Consider the following 26,749-nt stretch of genomic DNA (forward strand, 5'->3'; position numbering starts at 1 on the left):
TTTTACTGATGAAAAGACGTTCGTTGCTCAAGGCTTTCGCGCTCTCTGCCTCTGTGGCCAGCATGGGCTTTGCCTTTGCGGCGCAGGCTGCTGACACCATCAAGGTGGGCATTATGTCCTCGCTCTCCGGCACCATGGCGATCTCCGAAACGCCGCTGAAGGATGTGGCGCTGATGACTATCGATGAGATCAACGCCAAAGGCGGCGTGCTGGGCAAAAAGCTGGAACCGGTGGTGGTCGATCCGGCCTCCAACTGGCCGCTTTTCGCTGAGAAAGCGCGCCAGCTGCTGACCCAAGACAAAGTGGCGGCGGTGTTTGGCTGCTGGACTTCGGTATCGCGTAAATCGGTGCTACCGGTGTTTGAGGAGCTGAACGGCCTGCTGTTCTATCCGGTGCAGTACGAAGGCGAAGAGATGTCGCCGAACGTGTTCTACACCGGCGCCGCGCCGAACCAACAGGCGATTCCGGCGGTGGAATACCTGATGAGTGAAGATGGCGGCAGCGCGAAACGCTTCTTCCTGCTGGGCACCGACTACGTCTATCCGCGCACCACCAACAAGATTCTGCGCGCCTTCCTGCACACCAAAGGGGTACAGGATAAAGACATCGAAGAGGTCTATACGCCGTTTGGTTACAGCGATTATCAGACCATCGTCTCCAACATTAAGAAGTTCTCTGCCGGTGGCAAAACCGCGGTGATCTCCACCATCAACGGCGACTCCAACGTGCCGTTCTACAAAGAACTGGCCAATCAGGGCATCAAAGCCACGGATATCCCGGTGATCGCCTTCTCCGTCGGCGAGGAAGAGTTGCGCGGCATTGATACCAAACCGCTGGTCGGTCAGCTAGCGGCGTGGAACTACTTCGAGTCGGTGGATAACCCAACTAACCAGAAGTTCGTCGCGGATTACCGCGCCTACGCTAAGGCGCACAACCTGCCGAACGCCAACACCGTGGTGACGAATGACCCGATGGAAGCGACCTACGTTGGCCTGCACATGTGGGCGCAGGCGGTAGAGAAAGCGGGCACCACCGATGTGGATAAAGTGCGCGCGGCGATGGCGGGACAGACCTTTAAAGCCCCGGACGGTTTCACCCTGACCATGGATAAAACCAACCATCACCTGCATAAGCCAGTGATGATTGGTGAAGTGGAAGAGAACGGTCAGTTCAACGTGGTGTGGCAGACCGAGCAACCGGTACGCGCCCAGCCGTGGAGCCCGTACATCGCGGGTAACGATAAGAAGCCGGACCATCCGGTGAAATCAACGCAGTAGGGGTTGTGCTGGCTGTCCCCCATCCCGGCCTTCCCCCATAAATGGGGGAAGGAGACGCTGCCACATGCATGTTCATTGCTGGCATTGGGCAACGTCTTCCTCCCCCATTTATGGGGGAGGACCGAGGAGGGGGACAGCCACACCAATCCAAACCAAAACAACTTCTCACCATCAGGGCCAGAACCATGACAATCCGCCGTTATCTCTGCTGTCTGCTGTTACTGCTGCCCTGGCTCGCCCAGGCGGGCGATGGCGCAGACTTCGCGGCCGCCAGCCGCGCGCAACAAGCCACGCTGCTCCAGCAGTGGGCCGCCGCACCGCAGGCCAGTCGCTTGCCGCTGCTGCAGGCGCTGCGCAATGAAACCGTGGTCATCGACCAAAAACAGCAGCCGTTCAGCAAACAAGGCGAAGCGTTGCAGCCGCTCGACAGCGCGCAACAGCCCGACGGCGACACCAAAAAGCTGTTCATGAACAACCGCCTGCGCGTATTGATCGCCAGCGCCCTCGCCGCCCATCAGCTGGTGAGCGATGATGCCGCGATCCGTTTACGTGCCGCACAACAACTGCAAAATGATGGCGTCGCCGATATGCTGCCGCTGATTGAGCAGCGTCTGACGCTGGAAAAAGACGCGAAAGTGCACGACGTACTGCTGATGGCAGCGGCCAACCTGCAACTCGCCAGCCCGGATGCGGCGCTGCGCCTTAAGGCTGTCAAACTGCTCGGCGAATCCAGCGATCCCAACATGCAGGCCAGCCTCACGCGCTTAACCCAGGCCAGCAATGAACCCGATGCCAGCGTGCGTGATGCCGCCGCCGCCAGCCTGAAGCAGATTAAACAGCGCCTGATGTGGGGCGATCTGCTCGGTCAGGCGTTTACCGGCCTGTCGCTCGGTTCGATTCTGCTGCTGGCCGCGCTCGGTCTGGCGATCACCTACGGCCTGCTGGGCGTAATCAACATGGCGCACGGCGAAATGCTGATGCTGGGTGCCTACGCCACCTGGTTTGTACAAAGCCTGTTCCAGCAGTTCGCACCGCAGTGGCTGGCCTGGTATCCGCTGCTGGCGCTGCCGGTGGCCTTTCTGGTCACCGCCTGCATGGGCATGCTGCTGGAGCGCACCATCATCCGCCATCTGTACGGACGTCCGCTGGAAACGCTGCTCGCCACCTGGGGTATCAGCCTGATGCTGATTCAGCTGGTGCGCATGCTGTTTGGCGCGCAGAACCTGGAAGTGGCTAACCCAGGCTGGCTCTCCGGCGGGCTGCAGCTGTTACCGAATCTGGTGCTGCCGTACAACCGTATCGCGGTGATCCTGTTCGTGTTTGCCGTGCTGGGCCTCACCTGGCTGCTGCTGAATAAAACCCGTCTCGGCCTGAGCGTGCGCGCCGTGACGCAGAACCGCGCAATGGCTGACTGCTGCGGCGTGCCGACCGGACGCATCGATATGCTGGCGTTTGGCCTCGGTTCTGGCATCGCCGGACTCGGCGGCGTGGCGCTGTCACAGCTCGGCAACGTCGGGCCGGAGCTCGGTCAGGGCTACATCATCGACTCCTTCCTCGTGGTGGTGCTGGGTGGCGTCGGCCAACTGGCGGGCACCGTGGTCGCGGCCTTTGGTCTTGGCATTCTTAACAAAGTGCTGGAGCCGCAGATTGGCGCGGTGCTGGGAAAAATCCTCATCCTCGTGCTGATCGTGCTGTTTATCCAGAAACGTCCGCAGGGCCTGTTTGCCTTCAAAGGGAGGGTGATTGACTGATGAGCCAGCCAATGACGTTAACTATTGCGCGCAAAGCGCCACGCCTGACGCTCAGCCTCGGCGTGGTGATCGCTGTGCTGCTGCTGGCGCTGCCGTTCTGCGCCCTGCTGCCCGCCACCCATCCGCTGGCGATCTCCACCTACACGCTAACGCTGGTCGGCAAGATTCTCTGTTACGCAGTGGTCGCGGTGGCGCTCGATTTAGTGTGGGGTTACGCCGGGCTGCTGTCGCTCGGTCACGGCCTGTTCTTCGCGCTTGGCGGCTATGCGATGGGCATGTATTTGATGCGCCAGGCCTCCGGCGACGGCCTGCCCGCGTTCATGTCTTTTCTTTCATGGAGTGAGCTGCCGTGGTTTTGGGCGGGCACGCAACATTTTGTCTGGGCGCTGTGCCTGACCATGCTGGTGCCGGGTTTACTGGCGCTGGTGTTTGGCTTCTTCGCCTTCCGCTCGAAAATCAAAGGCGTTTACTTCTCAATCATGACGCAGGCGCTGACCTACGCTGGCATGCTGCTGTTTTTCCGCAACGAAACCGGCTTCGGCGGTAATAACGGCTTTACCGGCTTCACCACATTGCTCGGCTTTAACGTCACCGCTACCGGCACACGTATTGGGCTGTTTGTCGCCACGGTGCTGCTGCTGCTGGTCAGCCTCGGCATTGGCTTCGCGCTGGCACGCAGCAAGTTTGGCCGCGTGTTGACCGCGGTGCGCGATGCGGAGAACCGCCTGATGTTCGTCGGTTACGATCCCAAAGGCTTCAAGCTGTTTGTCTGGACGCTGTCGGCGGTGCTGTGCGGGCTGGCGGGCGCGCTCTACGTGCCGCAGGTTGGCATTATCAACCCCAGCGAAATGTCGCCAACCAACTCGATTGAAGCGGCGATATGGGTGGCGCTGGGCGGACGCGGCACGCTGATTGGTCCGCTGCTTGGCGCGGCCATCGTTAACGGAGCCAAAAGCTGGTTCACCGTCGCCTTCCCGGAATATTGGCTGTTTTTCCTTGGCCTGATGTTTATCCTGGTCACGCTGTTCCTGCCGCGTGGCGTGATTGGCCTGCTGCGCCGGAGGCGTGATGACTGAACACCTGTTTACCCAACCTCATCCCTCGGATCGCTATCGTGAACAAAGCGATCCGGTATTGCAGCTGGAGAAGATCAACGTGTCGTTCGACGGCTTTCGTGCGCTCACCGATCTCTCACTGAAGATCGGCGTGGGCGAACTGCGCTGCGTGATCGGCCCCAACGGCGCGGGAAAAACCACGCTGATGGATGTGATCACCGGTAAAACCCGGCCGGATAATGGCCAGGTGATCTACGACCAGGATACCGATCTCAGCAAAATGTCGCCGGTGGAGATCGCGCGCGCCGGTATTGGGCGCAAGTTCCAGAAACCCACGGTATTCGAAGCGCTGACGGTGTTTGAGAATCTGGAAATCGCGCTGAAAAACGACAAATCAGTGTGGGCCAGCCTGCGCGCGCGGTTGAACAGCGAGCAGCAGGATCGCATTGATGAGGTGCTAAAACTGTTGCGATTGGGCGGCGAGCGTCAGCGCAAAGCCGGTTTGCTGTCGCACGGTCAAAAGCAGTTTCTGGAAATCGGCATGCTGCTGGTACAGGACCCGCATCTGCTGCTGCTGGATGAACCGGCAGCCGGCATGACCGATGCCGAAACCGAATACACCGCCGAGCTGTTTCGCAGCCTCGCCGGCAAGCATTCGCTGATGGTGGTCGAGCACGACATGGGCTTTGTTGAAACCATTGCCGATCACGTCACCGTGCTGCATCAGGGCCAGGTTTTGGCCGAGGGATCGTTACGCGAAGTGCAGGCGGACGATCGGGTTATCGACGTTTATCTGGGGCGTTAACATGCTGCAAGTCGCGGAACTGAATCAATATTACGGCGGCAGCCACATTCTGCGCGGCCTGTCGTTTGAAGCGAAGCCGGGTGAAATTACCTGCATGCTGGGACGTAACGGCGTGGGTAAAACCACGTTACTGAAATGTTTGATGGGGCTGATTCCGGCTAAATCCGGCGAAATTCGCTGGCAGGATAATGTGATCAACAGCCGCAAGCCGCATCAGCGCGTGCAGGCCGGTATCGCTTATGTGCCGCAGGGGCGCGAAATCTTCCCGCGTCTGACGGTGGAAGAGAATCTGCTGATGGGGCTGGCGCGTTTTTCTGGCGCACAGGCCAAAGCGGTGCCGGAGGAGATCTATCAACTGTTTCCGGTGCTGCGTGAGATGAAAGCGCGCCGCGGCGGCGACCTGTCGGGCGGACAACAGCAGCAATTAGCGATTGGCCGCGCCCTCGCCTGTTCACCAAAGCTGTTGATCCTCGATGAGCCAACCGAAGGGATCCAGCCGTCGGTGATCAAGGAGATCGGGGCGGTGATCCGCCAGCTGGCGCAGCGCGGCGATATGGCGATCCTGCTCGTTGAGCAGTTTTATGATTTCGCCGCCGAACTGGCCGACAGCTATCTAGTGATGTCGCGCGGCGAGATCGTGCAGCGCGGCGCCGGATCCGCCATGGAAGCCGACGGCGTACGCGGATTAGTAGCGATTTAGTTGAGCTTGATAATTCAAAAGAGCGGCTTAACGGCCGCGTCTACAAGCAGGAGGCACGTCGTTTCGAGCATTTTAAATATTTTAATTAATTTTCAAATTCAAAATCTGCCGTGCCAACTTTACTGCTCACTGACACTATTTTTCCACTCCATCCAAAGGTGATATGCCCATTAGCTGATATGTTAATTGAGCGGATGCTTCCTACACCTTCAATGAGAGGTTCCAACGTTTTAAGTTTATTTAAAACTTGTTTTTCGTTGCCGGTAATCTCACTGGTTAAATAATATCGATAAATAACAGGAACAGTGGCACCGCCAGCACTGTATTCAGTCATATATAGCCAGGAAGATTGATTGATTTTTTGACTACGCTTCAACACATCATTATCGCGTGAGCTTTCATTACCGATGACTAAAAAACCAATAATAATCAGCAAAAGAAGAGTCAGTATCAAATGAAATCGCTTAATAACCGTGCTGTTTAGCATACTCAATTCCCTCGCGTATATTGCGTTGATCTGTGGGATCATCTCCATAGGGAGGAACATCATACCACTTTCCCCAGCGAGGTTTTGATGTGCCAGCGAGTGTTTGAGCAAATCCCGCGCCCATCAGCAAAATGTCATCGGGTATGCCAGCCGCTCTGCCTGAAGCGCCAAAATTGAAGTTTCCAAAAGCAGCCCAATTGAAGTCGAATTGTTTGTAATCCCAAGGGCCGCGATTGCGTACTTTTTGATAAAACCAGTAATAGGTTGCCGGTGTCGCCATACCTCTCGACATACCATTACATCTGGCTTCACGCATATTATTCTGAATAATTAATGCACCAGGTCCTATCGGTACAGATGCCATAACCCTTCCCTGAACGTAAATTTAAATCAAATTACTATAATGCACATCCTCTTATTTAATAATTTGATCTAAATCATTAGGTCATTGCAATTAACCGAGGGGAGATAGGGGTATATTTGATATTTTTTAAATGATTTTTAATATCAACATCCGCTGTTGATATTGATTTTAAAATGGCGATCCTAAGACCGCCATTGATTACAAAATCCCGGTCTCAACGCTGAAATGGCGCTGTTCGCCGGGGGCCAGCTCAATCAGCGTGCCAGCGCGCTGTGCGGCTTTGAAACCCTCCGGGCGGCAGGTTGACGGCAGCACATAGGCGGCGACCTGCTGATCGCGGTTATGCAGCATCCAGCGCGTGGCGTGCGGGAATTGCTGGCTGGAAAAGCGCGTCATCAGGGCAAACCCTTGCGGTGAGTGCAGCTCGAACTGCATCTCATCGCCGTACTGCTGGAGATCGTCGGCGAAAAACACGATCTCCGGATCGCACATCTGCGGCTGATCCAGCTGCTGAAACGCCTGCGGATCGCGCGCCAGTTGATCGGTATATGCGCGCCACTGTGGGGTAGGCTTGACGTGCGCCGGGATCGAGCTGCGCAGCTGGAACGCACCGGTCGGGATCGACTGCTGGAAACGCCCTTGATCCAGCCAGGCGCTGTTCAGATGACACATATACTGCAGCGGCATCGGAGCGCCTGCCAGGTTAGTGACGTTCATCTCAATGTGCAGGCGCGCAGCATTGGCCTCAAGGCGCACCGCCGGTGCGGCAAGATAGTGATGGCCAAAGCCCTTCACATATTCGGTTTCGCCCTCCAGCGACAGGCGATCGTCCTCCAGCACGATCCATGCGCTGTCCATGCGCGCGCAGGCCATTTCGCCATGCAGCGGATGATCGTCATCCTCTGCCGGACAGCCGTTGGCCAGCAGCCCGGAGTGGAAAGCGAAACAGCCGTAGGTATCAATGATCGAACTGCCGGGCAGCGGCTGCTTAAAGCTGTGGCTCATGGTCAGCGAATGGCCGTCAAAGTTAGCGTCCCACACCATCTGACCGTAAAACGGCAGTACGATCACCGTGCCGCGTGGATTGCTGATGCACACCGCTTCCACACCTGCGGGATAGCGAAACAGCTCGACGTGGAACGTCTCGTTGCGCAGCAGCGTGGCTGGCGTTTCATGAAACTGCTCACGACGTAACGGTAAACGGGTTTTCATGGCATCTCCTCAACTAAACGACCGGCTGCTTCTGCCTGTTTTTTATGACGCAGCTCGCCCCAGAAGAAGTAACCCACCCAGGCGAAGCACAGCAGCGAAACGCCGAACGCCAGCTGCATCGAGCCCAGATGATCGGAGACGAAGCCCTGAATCGCAGGAATAAAGGCAGCACCGACAATCGACATCACGATAAACGCGCCCGCCACTTCGGTGTATTTGTTATCGACGGTAGCCAGCGTTCCAGCGTAGATCGTCGCCCAGCACGGACCAAACAGCGCACTGACCAGGATGGCGGCATACACGGCGGTAAAGTTCGGCACAAACATCACATACGCCAGCGCCAGAACACCCAGCAGCGAGTAGGCAATCAACACTTTTTCCGCACGGAAGCGCGTCATCAGGACGTTGGCGATAAATTTACCGATAAAGAAGCCGATGAAGCTGTAAATCATAAAGTTAGAGGCATGGCGCTCATTGACCGCGCCGAGCGTCAGCGCCAGACGAATGGTGAACGACCACACCGCCACCTGCATGCCGACATACAAGAACTGCGCCAGAATCCCGCGTTTGAAGTGACGATTCGCCGCCAGATAGCGGAAAGTTTCGCCGAGCGACGGCAACGATTTTTCACTGCTTTCCGGTTTGCAGCGCGGATAGCGGGTGAACAGAAACAGCAGCATCACTACCACCAAAACCATCACCAGATATTTGTAGGGTTCCAGCGTGTGCTCCAGCATGGTGAGACGGAACGCATGCGCCTGTTCCGCATTCATGCCGGCCAGCTGACTTTCCAGACTGTCGCCCTCCTGAAACACCAGATATTTGCCCAGCACGATGCCCATCAGTGCGCCCACCGGATAGAAAGTCTGGCTGATATTCAGGCGCAGCGTGGCGTGATCGCGATGACCAATCATCGAGCTGTAGGTGTTGGCGGCGGTTTCGAGGAAGCTCAAACCGATAGCGATGGCGAAAATCGCTGCCAGGAACATGGTGTAGGTTGCCATGTGCGACGCAGGATAGAACAGCACGCAGCCCACAATATACAGCGCCAGGCCCAATAAAATCGCCAGTTTATAGGTGGCTTTGCGGATCACCAGCGAGGCCGGAATAGCGATCAGGAAGTAGCCGCCGTAGAACGCGCTCTGCACCAGCGCGCTGGCGAAATCGCTTAACGCGAACACGCTTTTGAACTGGGTGATCAGGATGTCGTTCAGACTCGCCGCACAGCCCCACAACGGGAACAGGCACGAGAGCAAAATGAACTGGAACAGCGGCGTTTTATTCAGATAGCCATCAGATTGCTGAACAATGTTCGGTTGCATAACTCGACCTCAGTGAACGTTGAGAAAACGCTGGAAGGTTTCCGCGTCGGGATAGGAGCGCTGCGTGCCGCGACCGGTCACGCTGCAGGCGGCATAAGCCGAGGCTTGCGCCATCGCGGCCGGGATATCGCCGCTTTTCACCAACTCGTGGGCGAAGCAGCCGATAAAGGCATCGCCCGCGCCGCTGGTATCCACCGCTTTTACCGCGGTGGGGGCAACCTGATGCACGCTGTCGCCAGACATCCACAGCGAACCGCGCCCGCCCAGCGTGATGATCAGGTTTTTCAGCCCGCGTTTGAGCAGCGATTGCCCCGCCAGCTTCACCTCTTCATCCGTGGTGACCGGCATGCCGGTGAGGATCTCCAACTCGGTTTCATTCGGCATGAAAAAGTCGCATTTGCAGGCGTAGTCGATATTGAGATCCGCCACCGCCGGTGCCGGATTGAGGATCACTTTGATGTCATGCTGACGGGCAAAATCAATGGCGTAATAAACAGTCTCCAGCGGGATCTACAGCTGCAGGATGATCAACTGGCAGCTTTTCAGTGCTTCGGCGGCGGCATCGATATCGGCTGGCTTCAACTGCTGGTTGGCACCTTTGATAATCAGAATGCGGTTCTGCGACTGATCGTCGACGAAGATCGGTGCCACGCCGCTGGAGGTGCCTGGCGCGGTGGTGACGAAGCGGGTATCAACGCCTTGCTGCTGCAGATTGGCCACGGTATTCGGCGCGAACAGATCGTCGCCGACTTTACTCACCATCATCACGCTGCCGCCCATCTTCGCCGCTGCCACAGCCTGATTGGCACCTTTACCCCCGCAGCCGATGGCAAAATCGGGTGCTTCCAGCGTTTCGCCCGCTTTAGGCAGCTGATTGGTATAGGTAATGAGGTCCACCATATTTGACCCAATAACCGCAATATCCATTGTTTTCTCCCGGTGAATTTTTAGCTTTATAATGTTATTAAAATAACAATATCAGGTTAATAAAGTTAATTGTGTGATAAATTTCACACCTCGACATCCTGATAAAAAGCCGATAAACAGCCATTAATTGGTAGAAATGAATGTTATTATTCTAACAATGGAACAACATTGAGAATCAGAGCGAAGCGGCTTGAGAGCAACACGTTGGCGGCATTGCATGAGGTTTGCGGGCCGATCTCATTACAGGTAAGATTGAAAACTGGCCTGCTGGATACGTCGCAAATCATTAAAATATGTGAGATTTATCGTGATTTTTGACCAGGCCACTTCGACTTCAGGATTAATTACGCAGAGATGATCATGGAAACCCGGCGCGACGAACGTATTCACAAGTTGGCTCAGGCGCTGAAACGCACCGATAAACTGCACCTGAAAGACGCGGCGCAGCTGCTCGGCGTGTCGGAAATGACCATTCGCCGCGATCTCACCGAACCGGCTTCAACCGTGGTGCTGCTGGGCGGCTATATCGTCAGCGATCCGAAAAGCCACGCCGGACACTATTTCATCTCCGATCAGCACGGTCAGAACGCCGCACGCAAACAGCGCCTGGCGCAGGCTGCTGCGGATCTGATCAGTGAAAATGACACGGTATTTTTTGATTGCGGCACCACGCTGCCGTACATCGTAGATGCGATTCCTGACACCTTGCCGTTCACCGCCATCTGCTGCGCGATGAACACTTTCCTGGCGTTGAAAGAGAAACCGGCCTGCAACGTGATCCTGAGCGGCGGTGAGTTCCACGCCGATAACGCGCTGTTCACGCCGATTGGCGCGCACTCGATCCTCGACGATCTCTGCCCGACGCTGGCCTTTATTTCGGCGGCAGGTATCGATCAGGAACAGGGCGCCACCTGCTACAACATTAACGAGCTGGCGATGAAGCACCACGCGATGCTGCGCGCACGTCAGCGCGTGCTGGTGGCGGACAGCAGTAAATTTGGCAAAGTGCTGCCCGCGCGTATCGGTGAATTGCGCCGTTTTGATTTGCTGGTCAGCGATAGCGCACCCGAACCGGCGCTGAAGAGCTGGCTGGCACAACAGAATATTCCGCTGCGATTGCCTAAAGCTTAGAATTCCTCTGTTTCTATTACCGGGAAACAAAACCAGACCCTAAATACTTCGTGTTGCAGGAAGGCGGCAAGTGGGTTCATCCCCAGGAGCATACATTGGTATGTGACTGGGGTGGACACACGCAGCCAACGCACCTGCAGCGCGAAGTATGACGGGTATGAATAAAGGGTGAAAACAGCTAAACTTCTGTACCTAAAGTTCATAACTCACAGACCAAAAGGCTCAATACAACGTGGCTCAATTCGTCTATAGCATGCATCGCGTCGGCAAGGTCGTTCCGCCGAAGCGTCACATCCTGAAGAATATTTCTCTTAGCTTCTTCCCTGGAGCAAAAATCGGTGTACTCGGCCTGAACGGCTCGGGTAAATCGACGCTGCTGCGCATCATGGCCGGTATCGATACCGATATCGAAGGGGAAGCACGCCCACAGCCGGGCATCAATGTGGGTTATCTGCCGCAGGAACCGCAGTTGAACCCGGAGCACACCGTGCGTGAATCCGTTGAAGAAGCGGTATCCGAAGTGGTTGGCGCGCTGAAGCGCCTCGACGAAGTGTATGCGCTGTATGCCGATCCCGATGCGGATTTCGACAAGCTGGCCGCTGAACAGGGCCGTCTGGAAGAAGTGATCCAGGCGCACGATGGTCACAACCTCGATACCCAGCTGAACCGTGCCGCCGATGCGATGCGTCTGCCAGACTGGGATGCCAAAATCGCTACCCTTTCCGGTGGTGAGCGCCGCCGCGTTGCGCTGTGCCGTCTGCTGCTGGAAAAGCCAGACATGCTGCTGCTCGATGAACCGACCAACCACCTGGATGCCGAATCCGTGGCGTGGCTCGAGCGCTTCCTGCACGACTTCGAAGGGACCGTTGTGGCGATCACGCATGACCGTTACTTCCTGGATAACGTGGCTGGCTGGATTCTGGAACTGGACCGCGGTGAAGGTATTCCGTGGGAAGGTAACTACTCTTCCTGGCTGGAGCAAAAAGATCAGCGTCTGGCGCAGGAAGCTTCTTCTGAAGCGGCGCGTCGCAAATCTATCGAGAAAGAGCTGGAGTGGGTGCGTCAAGGCGCGAAAGGCCGTCAGTCGAAGGGCAAAGCCCGTCTGGCACGCTTTGAAGAGTTGAACAACACCGATTACCAGAAGCGTAACGAAACCAACGAACTCTTCATTCCACCTGGCGCACGCCTCGGCGACAAAGTGCTGGAAGTGACCAACCTGAAGAAATCGTATGGCGATCGCGTGCTGATCGACGATTTGACCTTTTCCGTACCGAAGGGCGCGATTGTCGGCATCATCGGTCCGAACGGCGCGGGTAAATCTACGCTGTTCCGCATGATGTCAGGTCAGGAGCAACCGGATTCCGGCACCATCGAGCTGGGCGAAACCGTCAAGCTGGCGTCGGTTGATCAGTTCCGTGACGCGATGGACAATTCCAAAACCGTGTTTGAAGAAGTGTCTGGCGGTCAGGACATTATGCGCGTTGGCAACACCGAGATGCCAAGCCGTGCTTACGTTGGTCGCTTCAACTTCAAAGGCACCGATCAGGGCAAACGCGTGGGTGAGCTGTCAGGTGGTGAGCGCGGTCGTCTGCACCTCGCCAAGCTGCTGCAAGTCGGCGGCAACCTGCTGCTGCTCGATGAACCAACCAACGACCTCGACATCGAAACTCTGCGCGCGCTGGAAAACGCCCTGCTGGAATTCCCGGGCTGTGCCATGGTGATCTCGCATGACCGTTGGTTCCTCGACCGTATCGCCACCCACATCATCGATTATCAGGATGAAGGCAAGGTGGAGTTCTTCGAAGGTAACTTTACCGAGTACGAAGAGTATAAGAAACGCACCCTCGGCGCCGACGCGCTCGAGCCGAAGCGTATCAAGTACAAGCGTATGACGAAGTAAGTCTGTTGCTGTGAAAAAGGCGCCATTAGGCGCCTTTTTTTATGGCTGAATCAGCTGCCCAGCATCTGCTTTACTAACTCGACACAACGCAGGAAGCGCGTGTCATAGTCATCTTCTTTAACGTGCACAAACTCGATATTGTTTTCACGCAGCATGGTGATCAGCATGGTCTGGAACTCGCGACGATCCATTGAGCTGCCGAGGCTGCGCAATCCATCCGCCACCCAGGGCACGTTGTTTTCCAGTAAAATCACCAGGTCGAAACGGTACTCATCAATCAACGCCTGCACAAACGGATGCTCGCGACCTTCGTACTTGAGGCAAAACGCCTGCGTAGTGATGAAATCGGTATCGATAAAGGCGACTTTACTGGCGTACTTCACTGCGAAGTCGATGTACTGGGCCTGACCGAGCGCGATTTTGTCGTAGTCGGAATATTGCAGCGCCATTTCGTCGCCACCGAGGTGTGAGAAGACATAATCACGGCCATATTCCCATGCGCTGGTGGTGTTGAAGATGTTCGCCAGCTTGTTCACCAGCGTTGATTTGCCGCTCGACTCACCGCCCAGCACCGCCACGGTGCGCACGAAGAACGGCTTCACTTCGGTCGGAATATATTCCCAGTAGCGGAATGGATCCTGACGAATCTGCCCGCCGCTGATGTTCATAAAGGATCGATTGGGATCGATCACCACCGCCGGAATGCCGAGGTGCTGCTCATACATCGCGGCATCGGGTTCTTCACTGGTGTAGATACAATTCGGCTCAATGCCCTGCTCAGCCAGAAAGGTTTTGACGCCGCCGCTCCACACATCCCAGCCGTGCGGATAAGGTTCAATGCCCTCTTCGTCAAACGAATGGATGCGGATATTTTTCTGGTATTTGAAGGTTTGCAGCAACCAGCGTAGTCGATCGCTGATGGTCGGCTGCTGCGACATGGCGCTGTTTTCAAACAGTTCACGATCGCGCGGCTCGTCGTGGCCCATGATGATATGCAGCTCATCCACCTGACTGCAGGCGCGCTGGATTAAATAGATGTGGCCGGTATGCAGCGGATAAAATTTCCCGAACACCACGCCAACGGTTTTATCGCGGCGCGGAAATTCCAGGCCAAGAAAACGGTGCAGCGCTTCCAGCTTCTGCGCACTCGGGCTTTTAATTTTGGCGTTGAGCAGCTGGCTTAAGTAGCCTTTGGTCATTCCGCTGGCGTCGGCAACCTGCTGCAGCGTGTGGCCTTGCTGGCGAATGGCTGTTTTCAGGTAGTCAAACGATGACATTTAGTGCCTCCTGCGTGGAATAAAGGGCGGTGCGGCCTTTAAGACGGTGCGCATAAATGCGCACCCTACAAACGTAGGGTCGGCATTCATGCCGACCGGTAAAACTTACAACTCATCCAGAATCGCTAACGCATCCGCCAGCTTCTTCGCGCTGTACACCTTCATCCCTTCGACCGGTTTCTTCGGTGCATTACCGGCCGGGACGATGGCGCGCTTAAAGCCGTGTTTCGCCGCTTCGGAAATGCGCTCCTGGCCGCTCGGCACCGGGCGAATTTCGCCGGCAAGGCCCACTTCACCAAAGATCACCAGATCCTGCGGCAGCGGACGATCGCGGAAGCTCGATACCATCGCCATCAGCAGCGCCAAATCGACGCTGGTTTCGGTAACTTTTACGCCGCCGACCACGTTAACAAACACATCCTGATCCGCCATCTGCAAGCCGCCGTGGCGATGCAGTACCGCTAACAGGATTGCCAGGCGATTCTGCTCCAGACCCACCGCGACGCGGCGTGGATTGCCCATCATCGAATGGTCCACCAGCGCCTGAATCTCGACCAGCAGCGGACGCGTACCTTCCCACAGCACCATCACCGAACTGCCCGAGGTGATCTCATCACCGCGTGACAGGAAGATGGCCGACGGATTGCTGACTTCGCGCATGCCTTGTTCGGTCATGGCGAACACGCCCAGCTCATTCACCGCGCCAAAGCGGTTTTTATGGCTGCGTAAGGTGCGGAAACGGGAATCAGCGTCGCCATCCAGCATCACCGAACAGTCGATACAGTGTTCCAGCACTTTCGGGCCGGCCAGCGAACCGTCTTTGGTGACGTGACCGACCATGATGATCGCCACGCCGCGCGTTTTGGCGAAGCGTGTCAGGTAGGCGGCCGTTTCACGCACCTGCGCTACGCTGCCCGGCGAGGATTGGATCTCCGCCATGTGCATTACCTGAATCGAGTCGATCACCATCAATTTCGGCTGCTCCTGCTCGGCGATCAGGCAGATCTGCTCGATGCTGGTTTCCGACAACATATTGAGGTTTTCGGTCGGTAATCCCAGACGATGGGCGCGCATCGCCACCTGTTGTAGTGACTCTTCGCCGGTGACATACAGAGTTTTCATCCCTTCTGCCAGCTTGCACATCACCTGCAGCAGCAGCGTCGATTTACCGGCACCCGGATTACCACCAATTAAGATGGCGCTGCCCGGCACCACGCCGCCGCCCAATACGCGATCGAACTCTTTGAAACTGGTTGAGAAACGCGGCAGGGCTTCGAGGCTGATCTCCGACAGCTTCTGCACGCGGCTAACGCCCGCGTTGCCGCCGGCATAACCGCTCAGGCGCTCATTACGCGCCGCCGCAGGCGAGGCGGAAATGCGCACCTCGGTGATGGTGTTCCACGCATGGCAGGCGCTGCATTGCCCCTGCCAGCGCGGATAATCAGCGCCGCATTCGTTACAAACGAAGGCGCGTTTTGCCGCTTTGGCCAAATCAAATCCTCAGTTAACGCTCTTCGTGAATCAGGCTGCCGGTCAGGATGCAGAACACACCCATCAGGTCAGCATGTCGGATGATGATTTCCGTCTGCTCATTCACTTTAGGTTTAGCATGATAGGCGATACCCAGCGCCGCGGTTTTAATCATCGGCAGATCGTTGGCACCATCGCCAATCGCCACGGTTTGTTCCGGCGCAATTTCAAAGCGCTGTGCCAGATCGTTCAGGGTATCGGCTTTAAATTGGGCGTCGACAATTTGTCCCAGCACCTGGCCGGTTAGCTTGCCGTCGCGAATTTCCAGCTCGTTGGCCACCGCCGCGGCTAAATGCAGCGTCTGGCGCAAATAGTCGGCATAGAAGGTAAAGCCGCCCGAGGCGATCGCCACCTGCCAGCCCAGCGCCTGCAGCTTCTGCACCAGCGTGGTTAAGCCTGGCATCAGCGGCAGCGCATCGCGCACTTGCATCAGGATATTGGCATCGGCGCCCGCCAGGGTGCCGACGCGCTCGCGCAGGCTAGCTTTGAAATCCAGCTCGCCGCGCATCGCGCGCTCGGTGACTTCCGCCACCTGCTCGCCGCAACCCGCCAGTTTGGCGATCTCATCGATGCACTCAATCTGGATCGCGGTGGAATCCATGTCCATCACCAGCAAGCCTGGCGTTTTCAGATGCGGGATTTTGCCGAGCGGTGCCACATCAAAACCGGCTTCATGCGCCAGTTTGCTGGCGCGCGGCGTCAGCGAGCCTGCCAGACGTATCACCTGATACTCATCGACATTCCAGGCGCTGACGATCACCATCGCCGCCCCCAGCTTATGCTGATAATCGGTGAGTTTTTGTTTATCGAGCCCGCGCCCATACAGCAACCAGCCAGTCCGACCAGCACGGTAATCCAGCGGCATCACTTCATCACCGCTGAGGGAAAGGGGTAAACCCGGCCAAAGTGAAACATCGGCGGGCAGATCGCACCAGGTAAGACGATTTGGCATTACAGCTCCTGTAGGGACAACAAAACCACGCAAGAGGCTACCTTGTCTGCGCGGGTTCTGGCAACATAATTGCCAGCCTTTCTGCTGTTACATCACACGGGTTTCTGATGGTTAAAACCGCACTGAAATTTCGCCTGCATCGCACGGTGATTGTTCTTATCTCGCTGGCTCTGTTAGTGGTTCTGATGCAAGGCGCATCCTGGTTTAGCCTCGGCCATCAAATGGCTCGCTCTGAACAAGTGGAAGAACTGGCGCGCACGCTGACCAAACAGGTGGCGTTTAGCCTTAAACCGTTGATGGATAACAGCGACGATAACCGCACGCAGATTGCCGCCATCCTCAATCAGATGACCGACAACAGCCGCATTCTTGATGCTTCCGTCTACGCCGATGATGGCAGCCTGGTGGCGCACAGCGGCGAAAGCATTAATGTGCGCGATCGGCTGTCGCTGGATGGCAAACGCGCTGGTAGCTACTTCAACCATCAAATTGTGCAGCCGCTGGAAGGCAAAGATGGCCCGCAAGGTTTCCTGCGCGTCACGCTGGATACTCACGTGCTGGTGACGGAATCACGTCAGGTGGATAACACCACCAACATCCTGCGCCTGATGATGTTACTGGCGCTGGCCATCGGCATTATCCTGACGCGCACCCTGCTGCGCGACCGTCGCACCCGCTGGCAGCAATCGCCGTTCCTGCTAACGGCGAGCCGCACGGTGAAAGAGGATAAAGAGAAAGAGCAAGAAGAGGCGGCGGCAGCAACCACAGAGACTGAAAAAGAGCGTTAAGCCATTTTATGCATTGTTACTTCCATCGCTTCCAGTTGCTGTAATGCCTGCCCGGCAATGCTGCGGAAGTTCGCGCTAAACTCAGCATCCTCTGCAATCGCCTGCCAGTAGATTTTCGCCATAGCGCTGGCAGCGCGCCACACGGCGCCTGGCAGCGCGAAATCCAGCGTCAGTTTGACTTCATCGCGCATGTGCCCCTGAGAATTGGGCGCCAGCGCCATCGGCAGCATGTCGTAAGCCGGTGTCAGGCTGAAACGTTCTTCATCAGTAAAGAAAGACAAATTGCCCGCGTGCATGTCGCTATTGGCAATCAGTCGTCCAAACGCCCACTGCAAAGTCCCGCGTTCAACCGCTACCGCATCAACACGTTGCTGACGCTGCAACTCACGCAGCGCATCCGGCCAGTGTTGTTGATGGCCGATAAACTCTGCGCTTACCGCTTCTAATGAACTCATGCAGCGTCGACCACGTTGATGAATGCGATCAAAACGCTGCACTTCGAGGAACAATTGTCCTTCACTATCAATCAGCTGGCTATGTGCGGCAGGCAATCCCGCCGCCAGTAAATGTTGCAACGCCAGATGCTCCGCGCGTAACAAATCACGCCAGCGCTCAGCATTATCACTTTGACGGGCGACGGTAAATTTCACCAGACAATGACGATCGCCATTCGCCGTTGCGGCATAGCACAGGAATTTCGGTTGTTCGCCGCCAGCCGATGAGCCCGGTTCATCGCCGCTCAGCGCCTGTTGTGCCATCAGCGGATAACGCGCGATTTTTTGCGCCTCGCTGATGGCTTGCGGTGCGGGCTGTTGCAGCCAACGCTGGTATGTCATGTCGCCAACAATAAAAGCGCCCGGCATATCGATGCCGCCGCTTGCCAGCGCCATCAGGCACTGCTCATCACTCCAGAGACGAATATCATCCGTCAGCCCGAGCTGTGGCGCGTATTCACGGCCCCATTGTCGGCCCAGAAAACCTTGCGGACGCATCTCCTGCAGAAACCACGGTAAGCCGTCATAAAAGCGGCCTTGATCGTGCTGGTCCAGATGCAGACAACTGCCCTGCGGCCAGGTTGGCAAAAGGATGCCAGCGGGCGATGCCTGACCTTCAGCAGAAATACGATACAGCGGGAAGCGGCTTTCACCCCGGATGGGCCGCAGCAACGCATAACGCGTCGCGCGCGCTTTGCCCCATTTGATAATCTGCGGCTGCTGACGCAGTTGGCGTGAAAGCGTGGCCTGGCTGATATGCAATCGAGCCAGCAGATCCGCCGCGCTAAGCGGTCCTTCCAGCAGCAAACTTTGTAGCTCAGCCATTGCCGCCACCTTACCTGATGAATAGATTGATGAATAGATTCATGCATAGATAATAACATAAAAAAAAGCCCGCACAGCGGGCTTCTCAGCATCATCACGATGGTAACGATGAATAGATACTTTTAACCTTCAGTCAGAATCGTTTCCAGCTCGGCCAGCGTTTTCACCTGCCAGGTTGGCGTGATGTGATCGGGTAACGGACGCGTACCGTGATCGATCCAGCAGGTCTTCAGGCCGGCATTCATGCCGCCGAGAATATCTGATTCTGGCGTATCGCCGACCATCAGCACGCGGCTGCGATCCGGGTTGCCCAGCAAGGCCAGCGTGTGATCAAAAATCGCCACGTCAGGTTTCGGTACGCCAACTTCTTCAGAAATCACCAGCGCATCAAACACATCGAGGAATCCGGTACGCTCAAGTCGCGCCTGCTGTAACGCAGTGAAACCGTTGGTGATGATAGCGATTTTCACTTTGCCTTTCAGCGTTGATAACAGGTGGGCTGCGCCTTCCAGCGGCAGGCAGATATCGGCCATTGCGCTGAGGAAATCACTGTTGAGTACTTCGGGTGCGACGCTCAGCTTTTCGCCCCACAAGGTGAAGCGGCGCGTTTGCAGCTGCAGTGCGGAAATGGTGCCGTTCTGGTAATCGACCCACAGCGGCTTGTTGATCGCCTGATAATCGGTGTAATCCTGCGCAGAAAATTGCACGTCATAGCGGGCAAACATGCGCTGCAAACCAGCGTAAGCATCGAAATGGAAAAGCGTTTCGTCTGCATCAAACAGGATGCAGTCCCAATCGTTTAGCATGGTGCTCCTTAAAGCGTTAGCGCCATAATGATGGCATCTTCTCGTCCGCTGGCAGTGGGATAATAGTTGGGGCGTACGCTCACCTGATGGAAATCCAGCTGCTCATACAACGCAATCGCCGGCATATTTGAGGCGCGCACTTCCAGCCACAGCGTCATCACGTCGCGCTGCTCGAGCTCAGCAATCAGATGCTGCAACAGCTGGCGCGCCAGGCCGCGGCGCTGGAAGTCGGGATCCACCGCAATATTGAACAGCGACGCTTCATCCAGCACCACTTGGGTGATGGTGAATCCGGCCAGCTTACCTTCAACTTCAATGCGGAAATTAACGAAACGTTCGCCTTGATTGCTGCTAAACGTCTGCTCGCTCCACGGAAAGGCATGCGCGCGGCGCTCAATCGCCAGCAGCTGCGGCTGGTCTTCAGGGGTGACTAAAGAGATGGCTGTCATGGTTACACATCTGTTGCCACAGGGCGCGTTTTGCTGCGCCGCTGCTGATCAGTTCATTGAAAACGGCGGTGTTGAAGGTAATGCCGTTAAAGGGATGTTCGCTCTCGACGCCCAGCAGCCAGCCGGCGCAATCGACCTGCTCCGGCAGCATTTGCAGCTGGTCTGGCGTTAACGCCATGACCTGCGCGGGTTGAATGTTCAGCGCGCGCAGCACGTCGCGAATCAGCGGTTCTTGTAGCGTGGGTGCCTGTTCGGCCACCAAAACCAAACGCGTGTCGGGCAAAAGCGTGACGGCAATTTCCCCTTGCAGCACGCGCGGACGCCGCAGCTGATACTGCGTAATCCCCATTTGCTGTAGAAGCCAGTCGCGCCTTGTGCTCATGCTATTACCCGTTATGCTGCCAGAATGCGACGCTATGCTAGCAAACCCATCGAACATGCGCCAACAAAGCACCCTACACAAAATAATTCGAGTTAGAGGAAGGCGGCAAACGAGTGAAGCCCGATGAGCTTACTTCAGGTAAGTGATTCGGGTGAGCGAGAGCAGCCAACGCACCTGTAACTTGAAGTATGACGTGTATATAATCGTCGCTCTGATTTAACAGGAGTGCCCCATGTCTGCTTTTACCCCGGCCAGCGAAGTGATTCTGCGCCACAGTGATGAATTTACTGCCCGCAACGTTTTGTTTGCTGGCGACCTGCAGGATGACCTGCCCGCCCAGCTAGAAACCGCGTCGAGCCGCGTGCATACCCAGCAATATCATCACTGGCAGAACCTAAGCCATCGCCTTGGTGAACGTGCGGTTTACAGCATGGTTGCAACCGCTGCCGATGTTGAAGGCTGCGATACGCTGGTTTATTACTGGTCGAAGAACAAACCCGAAGCGCAGTACCAGCTGCAAAACCTGCTCTCTCTGCTGCCGGTAGGCTGCGATATCTTCGTGGTGGGTGAAAACCGCAGCGGCGTGCGCAGCGCCGAAGGCATGCTGGAAGCGTGGGCGACGCTGGAGAAAGTTGATAGCGCGCGTCGTTGTGGCCTGTATCACGGTCGTCTCGATAAGCAACCAACCTTTGATGCCAGCAGCTACGGCCATACTTATCAGCTCGAGGATCTCACCATCCATACCTTGCCGGGCGTGTTCAGCCGTGATGGTCTGGATATCGGCAGCGATCTGCTGCTCTCCACGCTGACGCCGCATTTCCGTGGCAAAGTGCTGGATATCGGTTGTGGCAGCGGTGTGCTGGCAACTGTGATGGCGAAAGTGTCGCCGCGCGTGCGTCTGTGGCTGTGCGATGTGCATGCTGCTGCGATTGAAGCGAGTAAAGCCACGCTGGCCGCCAATGAACTGGAGGGTGAAGTGTTTGCCAGTAACGTGTTCTCTGACGTTACCGGCCGTTTCGACATGATCATCTCCAACCCGCCGTTCCACGATGGCCTGCAAACCAGCCTTGAAGCGGCTAACACGCTGATTCGCGGTGCGCTTAAGCATCTGAACAGCGGCGGCGAACTGCGTATCGTGGCTAACGCCTTCCTGCCGTATCCACAGATTCTGGATGAAACCTTCGGCAATCACGAAGTGCTGGCGCAAACCGGACGCTTCAAAGTCTATCGCGCCGTATATGGTCGCGGTGCCAAAACGCGTTAACAGCAGCGCGGCGGCAGAAACGTTGCTTTTTACAGCGATCGTTTTGCCGTCGCGAAATATGTGTTGACGCAATGAGTAAAATCTCTAAAATGCGCCTCCGTGGTTAGCAATACTTTAGGGTGTTGTTAGTTTGCGATGGTGGCGGAATTGGTAGACGCGCTAGCTTCAGGTGTTAGTGTCCTTACGGACGTGAGGGTTCAAGTCCCTCCCTTCGCACCAAACTAAAATCACACAGTTTATATCTGCGCACTGAGCGATGGTGGCGGAATTGGTAGACGCGCTAGCTTCAGGTGTTAGTGTTCTTACGGACGTGAGGGTTCAAGTCCCTCCCTTCGCACCAATGCGACGATATAAACAGACAACTAAGATGCGATGGTGGCGGAATTGGTAGACGCGCTAGCTTCAGGTGTTAGTGTTCTTACGGACGTGAGGGTTCAAGTCCCTCCCTTCGCACCAACAGTTGTCACTCCTTTCGAGCAGTAAATCCCCCGAAAGATTTTTCAACGAACTTCACGCTCTCAGCGTGATGTTGTCGTTTCTGCGATTTGATCAGATAACGTGGAAATTGACCGACACCGCCGCTAAGCCGCCCGCCAATGCCAGACAAGATGGCAGCAACAGATAGTGACGCAGGCGATGGTGAAACAGCATCACCACGGTCAGCAGCAGTGCCACAATCATCACCACTCGCCATTGACTGAAACTCGGTTCCCATAACGCAAAAATCGGCATCGCCGCGCAGGGTAATAACACGCCCCAACCGCTATCCAGACGTTTACCCATTACCCAGCTCACGCCCCATAGTCCGCAGGCGGCTATTATCGCCATGATCATCGCGCAACCCTCAAATGATAAATATTCGCATTATCATATGACAATATTTCTCATCTTGCAGCGAATTTTTGTCGCAAGCCATGCCGGATGACAGAATTACTGGAAAATGCTAAATTGCCGCCGATAACAATATCGCTAACACAACAATAACGTGCTCTCTATCCGGGTAGGTAAACTATTACTTGCGGGTAGCGCTTTGATATATCAGGGCTGTCACGAGAATAATAATGAAATTACAATCTTATGATGAGTTGAAACAGAGTAAATATCGGCTGTCGCTGATGCTATTTCTGTTTCTTAATGTCGCCGTTTCGCTTTTTTGCCTGCTGCCGATTTTAGGCAGCGATAGCCCAATACGCTCGCTGCCGGTGGACGTTGTAGCGGGCTTCAGCTCCACGCTGCTGGTTATTTGCTTAATGGCGTCAAAACAAAAATTACCGCTATTAAATCCTGTGGCTTTTATTTTGGGTGCGCTATGGGCGTGGCATATTAACCACAGATATCATCTGGTTTACTATTTTGATGGCAGCTTTTTAATTATCAGCCTGTTAAGCGTGTTCTTTATCAGTGCCATTGCGCTGAGTGATTATTTGATTGCATTCTGTTTACACATCACACCGCCGGTATTAACCGTGCTGTTATTGGATGATGGTCAGCATTTAATGATGATCTTATTCACCATTACGCTGCCATTAATCGGCTTTTCACTGCACCATTTAATGCGTCGTCGCTTTGATACCTTCACCCGTCGGCTGGTTAGCCAGCTGTATGAGGAAAAAGAGAGCTTCAGCGATTTGAGCATGCTCGATCCGCTTACCGGCTTGTACAACCGCCGTGGATTGAAGAATCGCCTTGATACCATTCTGGAAAACCACGCCGGCAGCCACTTTGTGCTGCTGCTGGATATCGACCACTTCAAAGCCTACAACGACAATTACGGCCATGCGATGGGCGATCAGGCGCTGGCGCGCGTGTCCGTGGCGATCCGCGACGCGGTGCGTTCGCGCGATGTGGTCACACGCTACGGTGGCGAAGAGTTTCTGGTGCTGATGACCAATGTAAACGCCTCAATCGCAATGAAACTGGCTGAACGCATTCGTCAGTACGTGGTGGATTTGGAAATTCCGCACCGCTTCAATGATAAAGTCTCGACGCACGTCACCATCAGCGCTGGCATCGCGCCCATCTTTGCTGACGATTTTGACCAGGCAGTCGCCAATGCTGACCGCGCGCTGTATGTGGCGAAAAATCAGGGACGTAACACTATTCTGGCGTGGGAGGATTTGCCGAAATTGACGCAGGCGAGTAATGAACTGATATAAAGCCTTGTCATTACCCAACGCACACCTCGTCGCGGCGCAATTTATTGCGCGATAAAACGCGCCGCGACGAAATGTGCGTTAACAGTTGCATGTGCAGAAATGTTGTTCAAAATGCTGGGAACGATTATCATTTGTCTCTCGATTCCCGTTATCACTCAGGACCGGCATGGCCATCATCACGCGTCAGGATCATCGCTTCAGCGAGCATCCACTGATCTTTATGCAGAGCGATCGCAGTTTAGCGAGCGCACTGGAAGATCTGATGCGCGATCAACGCAGCTACATGCTGGATAACCTCAAGCTTGGCCAGCCGGCACCCGCCGGGACGTTAACCCTGGCTGAATGGTCCAATCCGCTTCATTATCGCCGCCTGACACAGCGCTATAGCGATTATCTCTATCGCGATCATCCTGATGTGCAGCAGGAAGCTAAGCCGCTGCAATCGCTGTGGGCGCAGTGGTATTTTGGCCTGCTGCTGCCACCGCTGATGATGGCGTTATTGCAGGAACCGCGTGCGCTGAACTGCTCGCCGCATCTGATTCACGTTGAGTTTCACGAAAACGGCCATCCGTGCGCTTTCTGGCTGGATGTGCAGGAAGATGAGGATGCGCGCTACCTCAATGCCCAGCAGCGTATCGATCGCCTGATTCAGCAATGCCTGATTCCGGCGGTTAACGGCATGACGCAGCACGGTGATATCAATGCGAAGCTTATCTGGAACAACATGGGCTTTTCGTTTTACTGGTTCCTTGGTGAATTGAAAAACCAGTTGCCAGAAGAGACGATTTTGCAGCTGGAACAGGCGCTATTTTTCAGCAAATCCCTGCTCGATGGCAGCGATAATCCGCTGTATCGCACCATGATCCCACGTAATGGCGAAATGGAACGACGCAGCTGCTGCCAGCGCTATCGTATCCCCGATGTAGAACGTTGCGGTAACTGCACGTTAAAAGCGGTGTAGCCCCCGCGCATTCTGTTACAGATTCTCCTTTTCTCCCGTTTACACTTTTCCAGGCTTATGGCATTTTTTCGGCTCTGTTTTTACCGGAGATAACAATGAGCCTGGAGTCGGTACGGCACTTCTTTGCCGAACATGCACCGGATATCGACATCATCGAGATGCCGGAAAGCACCGCCACCGTTGAGCTGGCCGCACGCGTTCATGGCGTTCAGCCTGGGCAAATCGCCAAAACCCTGTCGCTGAAAGTGAAAGATGCCATCGTGCTGATCGTTACGCGCGGCGATGCGCGTCTCGACAACCGCAAGCTGAAAGCTGCGCTCGGCGCCAAGGCGCGCATGTTAAGCGTGGATGAGGTGGTGAACTGGACCGGACATCCGGTCGGCGGCGTTTGCCCGTTCGGGCTGGAAAATCCGCTTACCGTCTATTGCGATGTGTCGCTGCGCAGCTTTGATGAAGTGCTGCCCGCAGCCGGATCGATTCATAGCGCGGTGCGCATTTCGCCGCAGCGCATGGCGGAACTCACCGCGGCGAAATGGGTTGACGTCTGCGAGGCGCTTTAAGACGACTCGCGCGCGGCGGCACCGGAGATTTCGATGCCGCGCGTCTCGCGACCAAAGGCCACTAATACGCAAATCAGCACCGCCACCGTTCCGGCGACAATCGCCATGCCCAAACCATAATTGCCGCCGTGCGCCTCGGCGATACGCGACTGCAGCGTCGCATTCACGGAGGCGATCAAATTCCCCAGCTGATAGACAAAGCCCGGCAGCACCGCGCGCGCATTGGCGGGCACCAGTTCGGTAAGATAGGTCGGCACCACGCCCCACGCGCCCTGCACCATAAACTGCATCAGAAACGCGCCGATACCGATCATCCATGAACCGCTGGAGAAGGCCCACAGCGGCAACACCGGCAGCGCGAGGAATGACGCCAGAATAATCGCGCGCTTGCGGCCAATGCGCTCGGAGAGTGCACCAAAGGTAATGCCGCCCAGCATCGCCGCGATGTTGTAGCTGATGGCAATGATGCTGACGGTGTGCGGATCAAACTGATGCTGCACTTTCAGGAAGGTGGGATAGAGATCCTGCGTACCGTGGCTGAAGAAGTTAAAGCAGGCCATCAGCAGCACCATATAGATACAGATTTTCCAGTGCTGGCGGATAATCGGCAGCAGCGCATTGCTCTCTTTCCGCTCGCGCGCCGCCAGCCACACCGGCGATTCCGGCACTTTGAAGTAGATAAACGGCAGCAGCAGAATCGGCAACGCGCCAATCAGGAACATGCCGCGCCAGCCGACCGTTTCGAAGAACAAACCAAAAATCACCGACGCCAGCAGATAGCCGCACGGATAACCCGCCTGGAAGATGCCGGACATCAAGCCGCGCGAGCGATCCGGAATGGTTTCCAGCGCCAGCGACGACGCCACGCCCCAAATCCCCCCCATCGCCACGCCGTAAATCACGCGGAAACCGAGGAACGCCGTGAAGGTGGGCGACCACGCCGACAGCAGCTCAAACGCCGAGAACATCACGATATTGAGCATCAAAATCGGTCGGCGGCCATACTTCTCCGCCAGCCGACCAAACAACAGCGCGCCGATCGGGCGCACGGCGAGCGTGAGCATGATGGCAAGAGAAACATCGGAGACGCTGGTATGGAAATACTGGGCAAGATCGCTGAGGACAAACACTAAGATGAAGAAGTCGAACGCATCCAGCGTCCAGCTCGCGAAACTGGCAAAAGCCACGTTGCGCTGGGTCGCAGTCCAGTTGAACATGTTGGTATCCTGTCTGATGAGCTTCCGGTTCGTTGGCCGGATTTATAGTAGAAGTTACCGCGCAAATAATTTCACGGGTTACTAATTTGTTAACTATTTGTATATAGCATGTCAGAAAGGCGGGCTGTGGTAGGAATTGTCAGCGAGTGATGCGCGG

Annotated in this window: 25 protein-coding genes, 3 tRNA genes and 1 pseudogene; 15 read left to right on the forward strand and 14 right to left on the reverse strand. The window is 55.8% G+C overall.

The features are described 5' to 3' along the window. Positions 1 to 8 precede the first annotated feature (8 nt). The 5 genes from urtA (at position 9) to urtE (ending at position 5,588) form a co-directional block, all read left to right on the forward strand. Positions 9 to 1,277 carry an urea ABC transporter substrate-binding protein gene (urtA, locus tag Q3H59_RS17115; RefSeq protein ID WP_110867492.1) on the forward strand — a complete coding sequence of 423 codons (1,269 nt, stop codon included), beginning with the start codon at positions 9 to 11 and terminating at the stop codon, positions 1,275 to 1,277. 185 nt (positions 1,278 to 1,462) lie between these two features. After that, positions 1,463 to 3,028 carry an urea ABC transporter permease subunit UrtB gene (urtB, locus tag Q3H59_RS17120; protein ID WP_277974502.1) on the forward strand — a complete coding sequence of 522 codons (1,566 nt, stop codon included), beginning with the start codon at positions 1,463 to 1,465 and terminating at the stop codon, positions 3,026 to 3,028. Beyond that, complete coding sequence (gene urtC, locus Q3H59_RS17125) at positions 3,028 to 4,104, forward strand: urea ABC transporter permease subunit UrtC (RefSeq protein ID WP_309835998.1); 1,077 nt, start codon at positions 3,028 to 3,030, stop codon at positions 4,102 to 4,104. Before urtB ends, urtC begins: the two co-directional genes overlap by 1 nt. Further along, complete coding sequence (urtD, locus tag Q3H59_RS17130; RefSeq protein ID WP_277974500.1) at positions 4,097 to 4,888, forward strand: urea ABC transporter ATP-binding protein UrtD; 792 nt, start codon at positions 4,097 to 4,099, stop codon at positions 4,886 to 4,888. Before urtC ends, urtD begins: the two co-directional genes overlap by 8 nt. Before the next feature lies 1 nt (position 4,889). After that, entirely contained in the window at positions 4,890 to 5,588 is a 699-nt protein-coding gene (gene urtE / locus Q3H59_RS17135) for an urea ABC transporter ATP-binding subunit UrtE (protein WP_277974499.1), read from the forward strand. A gap of 85 nt (positions 5,589 to 5,673) precedes the next feature. Here urtE and Q3H59_RS17140 read toward each other — a convergent pair whose 3' ends face one another. The 5 genes and pseudogenes from Q3H59_RS17140 to rbsK all read right to left on the reverse strand — a co-directional run bounded on the left by Q3H59_RS17140 (position 5,674) and on the right by rbsK (position 9,900). Continuing rightward, positions 5,674 to 6,075: a hypothetical protein gene (locus tag Q3H59_RS17140; protein ID WP_277974498.1), complete on the reverse strand. Its 402-nt coding sequence runs from the start codon at positions 6,073 to 6,075 to the stop codon at positions 5,674 to 5,676. Next, positions 6,053 to 6,439 carry a polymorphic toxin type 44 domain-containing protein gene (locus Q3H59_RS17145; RefSeq protein ID WP_192412430.1) on the reverse strand — a complete coding sequence of 129 codons (387 nt, stop codon included), beginning with the start codon at positions 6,437 to 6,439 and terminating at the stop codon, positions 6,053 to 6,055. The genes Q3H59_RS17140 and Q3H59_RS17145 overlap by 23 nt, the downstream gene beginning before the upstream one ends. Positions 6,440 to 6,637: 198 nt before the next feature. Further along, positions 6,638 to 7,651 (reverse strand): aldose 1-epimerase family protein, encoded by a 1,014-nt coding sequence (locus Q3H59_RS17150; protein WP_309836001.1) that lies wholly within the window; start codon positions 7,649 to 7,651, stop codon positions 6,638 to 6,640. Next, the gene (gene fucP / locus Q3H59_RS17155; protein ID WP_101762178.1) at positions 7,648 to 8,973 is read right to left on the reverse strand and encodes an L-fucose:H+ symporter permease; all 1,326 of its coding nucleotides are present in this window, start codon (positions 8,971 to 8,973) and stop codon (positions 7,648 to 7,650) included. The genes Q3H59_RS17150 and fucP overlap by 4 nt, the downstream gene beginning before the upstream one ends. A gap of 9 nt (positions 8,974 to 8,982) precedes the next feature. Beyond that, positions 8,983 to 9,900: pseudogene (gene rbsK / locus Q3H59_RS17160) on the reverse strand (ribokinase). 360 nt (positions 9,901 to 10,260) lie between these two features. On the opposite strand from rbsK, the gene deoR reads away from it, so the two are divergent. Beyond that, on the forward strand, positions 10,261 to 11,031 hold the full coding sequence (deoR, locus tag Q3H59_RS17165; RefSeq protein WP_101762370.1) for a DNA-binding transcriptional repressor DeoR: 771 nt from the start codon (positions 10,261 to 10,263) through the stop codon (positions 11,029 to 11,031). Positions 11,032 to 11,263: 232 nt separating this feature from the next. Then, a complete protein-coding gene (ettA, locus tag Q3H59_RS17170) occupies positions 11,264 to 12,931 on the forward strand; it encodes an energy-dependent translational throttle protein EttA (protein WP_008101764.1) in 1,668 nt (555 codons plus the stop codon). Between the two features lie 50 nt (positions 12,932 to 12,981). Here ettA and nadR read toward each other — a convergent pair whose 3' ends face one another. The 3 genes from nadR to serB all read right to left on the reverse strand — a co-directional run bounded on the left by nadR (position 12,982) and on the right by serB (position 16,690). Continuing rightward, complete coding sequence (gene nadR / locus Q3H59_RS17175; RefSeq protein WP_110867484.1) at positions 12,982 to 14,208, reverse strand: multifunctional transcriptional regulator/nicotinamide-nucleotide adenylyltransferase/ribosylnicotinamide kinase NadR; 1,227 nt, start codon at positions 14,206 to 14,208, stop codon at positions 12,982 to 12,984. 105 nt (positions 14,209 to 14,313) lie between these two features. Continuing rightward, on the reverse strand, positions 14,314 to 15,699 hold the full coding sequence (radA, locus tag Q3H59_RS17180; protein WP_309836004.1) for a DNA repair protein RadA: 1,386 nt from the start codon (positions 15,697 to 15,699) through the stop codon (positions 14,314 to 14,316). A 13-nt stretch (positions 15,700 to 15,712) separates the two neighbouring features. Further along, a complete protein-coding gene (gene serB / locus Q3H59_RS17185; protein ID WP_101762181.1) occupies positions 15,713 to 16,690 on the reverse strand; it encodes a phosphoserine phosphatase in 978 nt (325 codons plus the stop codon). A gap of 107 nt (positions 16,691 to 16,797) precedes the next feature. Here serB and Q3H59_RS17190 point away from each other — a divergent pair, with 107 nt between their 5' ends. After that, positions 16,798 to 17,478 (forward strand): YtjB family periplasmic protein, encoded by a 681-nt coding sequence (locus tag Q3H59_RS17190; protein WP_101762182.1) that lies wholly within the window; start codon positions 16,798 to 16,800, stop codon positions 17,476 to 17,478. On the opposite strand, the gene yjjJ is transcribed toward Q3H59_RS17190, so the two are convergent. The 4 genes from yjjJ to Q3H59_RS17210 form a co-directional block, all read right to left on the reverse strand. Beyond that, the gene (gene yjjJ, locus Q3H59_RS17195) at positions 17,475 to 18,797 is read right to left on the reverse strand and encodes a type II toxin-antitoxin system HipA family toxin YjjJ (protein ID WP_309836007.1); all 1,323 of its coding nucleotides are present in this window, start codon (positions 18,795 to 18,797) and stop codon (positions 17,475 to 17,477) included. The genes Q3H59_RS17190 and yjjJ overlap by 4 nt on opposite strands. Before the next feature lie 122 nt (positions 18,798 to 18,919). Next, positions 18,920 to 19,603 (reverse strand): pyrimidine 5'-nucleotidase, encoded by a 684-nt coding sequence (gene yjjG / locus Q3H59_RS17200; RefSeq protein ID WP_101762184.1) that lies wholly within the window; start codon positions 19,601 to 19,603, stop codon positions 18,920 to 18,922. 8 nt (positions 19,604 to 19,611) lie between these two features. After that, positions 19,612 to 20,052, reverse strand: coding sequence for a ribosomal protein S18-alanine N-acetyltransferase (rimI, locus tag Q3H59_RS17205; protein WP_309836010.1), 441 nt, complete (start codon positions 20,050 to 20,052; stop codon positions 19,612 to 19,614). Next, a complete protein-coding gene (locus Q3H59_RS17210; protein WP_101762186.1) occupies positions 20,024 to 20,434 on the reverse strand; it encodes a DNA polymerase III subunit psi in 411 nt (136 codons plus the stop codon). Before Q3H59_RS17210 ends, rimI begins: the two co-directional genes overlap by 29 nt. 232 nt (positions 20,435 to 20,666) lie before the next feature. Between Q3H59_RS17210 and rsmC the strand changes: the two genes are divergently transcribed. The 4 genes from rsmC to Q3H59_RS17230 all read left to right on the forward strand — a co-directional run bounded on the left by rsmC (position 20,667) and on the right by Q3H59_RS17230 (position 22,154). Next, entirely contained in the window at positions 20,667 to 21,698 is a 1,032-nt protein-coding gene (gene rsmC, locus Q3H59_RS17215) for a 16S rRNA (guanine(1207)-N(2))-methyltransferase RsmC (protein ID WP_101762187.1), read from the forward strand. A 132-nt stretch (positions 21,699 to 21,830) separates the two neighbouring features. After that, a tRNA-Leu gene (locus tag Q3H59_RS17220) sits at positions 21,831 to 21,917 on the forward strand. 34 nt (positions 21,918 to 21,951) lie between these two features. Further along, a tRNA-Leu gene (locus Q3H59_RS17225) sits at positions 21,952 to 22,038 on the forward strand. Positions 22,039 to 22,067: 29 nt separating this feature from the next. Further along, positions 22,068 to 22,154, forward strand: a tRNA-Leu gene (locus tag Q3H59_RS17230). A 93-nt stretch (positions 22,155 to 22,247) separates the two neighbouring features. Here Q3H59_RS17230 and Q3H59_RS17235 read toward each other — a convergent pair. Then, positions 22,248 to 22,532 (reverse strand): DUF1435 domain-containing protein, encoded by a 285-nt coding sequence (locus tag Q3H59_RS17235; protein WP_110867479.1) that lies wholly within the window; start codon positions 22,530 to 22,532, stop codon positions 22,248 to 22,250. A 227-nt stretch (positions 22,533 to 22,759) separates the two neighbouring features. Between Q3H59_RS17235 and Q3H59_RS17240 the strand changes: the two genes are divergently transcribed. The 3 genes from Q3H59_RS17240 (at position 22,760) to Q3H59_RS17250 (ending at position 25,375) form a co-directional block, all read left to right on the forward strand. Beyond that, a complete protein-coding gene (locus Q3H59_RS17240) occupies positions 22,760 to 23,854 on the forward strand; it encodes a diguanylate cyclase (protein WP_101762189.1) in 1,095 nt (364 codons plus the stop codon). A gap of 166 nt (positions 23,855 to 24,020) precedes the next feature. Further along, positions 24,021 to 24,815: a siderophore-iron reductase FhuF gene (fhuF, locus tag Q3H59_RS17245; RefSeq protein WP_192412438.1), complete on the forward strand. Its 795-nt coding sequence runs from the start codon at positions 24,021 to 24,023 to the stop codon at positions 24,813 to 24,815. Positions 24,816 to 24,910: 95 nt separating this feature from the next. Next, positions 24,911 to 25,375, forward strand: a complete 465-nt coding sequence (locus Q3H59_RS17250) for a YbaK/EbsC family protein (RefSeq protein ID WP_008107722.1) — start codon at positions 24,911 to 24,913, stop codon at positions 25,373 to 25,375. Here Q3H59_RS17250 and Q3H59_RS17255 read toward each other — a convergent pair. Further along, positions 25,372 to 26,592, reverse strand: a complete 1,221-nt coding sequence (locus tag Q3H59_RS17255; protein WP_101762192.1) for an MFS transporter — start codon at positions 26,590 to 26,592, stop codon at positions 25,372 to 25,374. The genes Q3H59_RS17250 and Q3H59_RS17255 overlap by 4 nt on opposite strands. Positions 26,593 to 26,749 lie beyond the last annotated feature (157 nt).

Source organism: Pantoea sp. SORGH_AS_0659, assembly GCF_031453915.1.
Lineage (GTDB): Bacteria > Pseudomonadota > Gammaproteobacteria > Enterobacterales > Enterobacteriaceae > Pantoea > Pantoea leporis.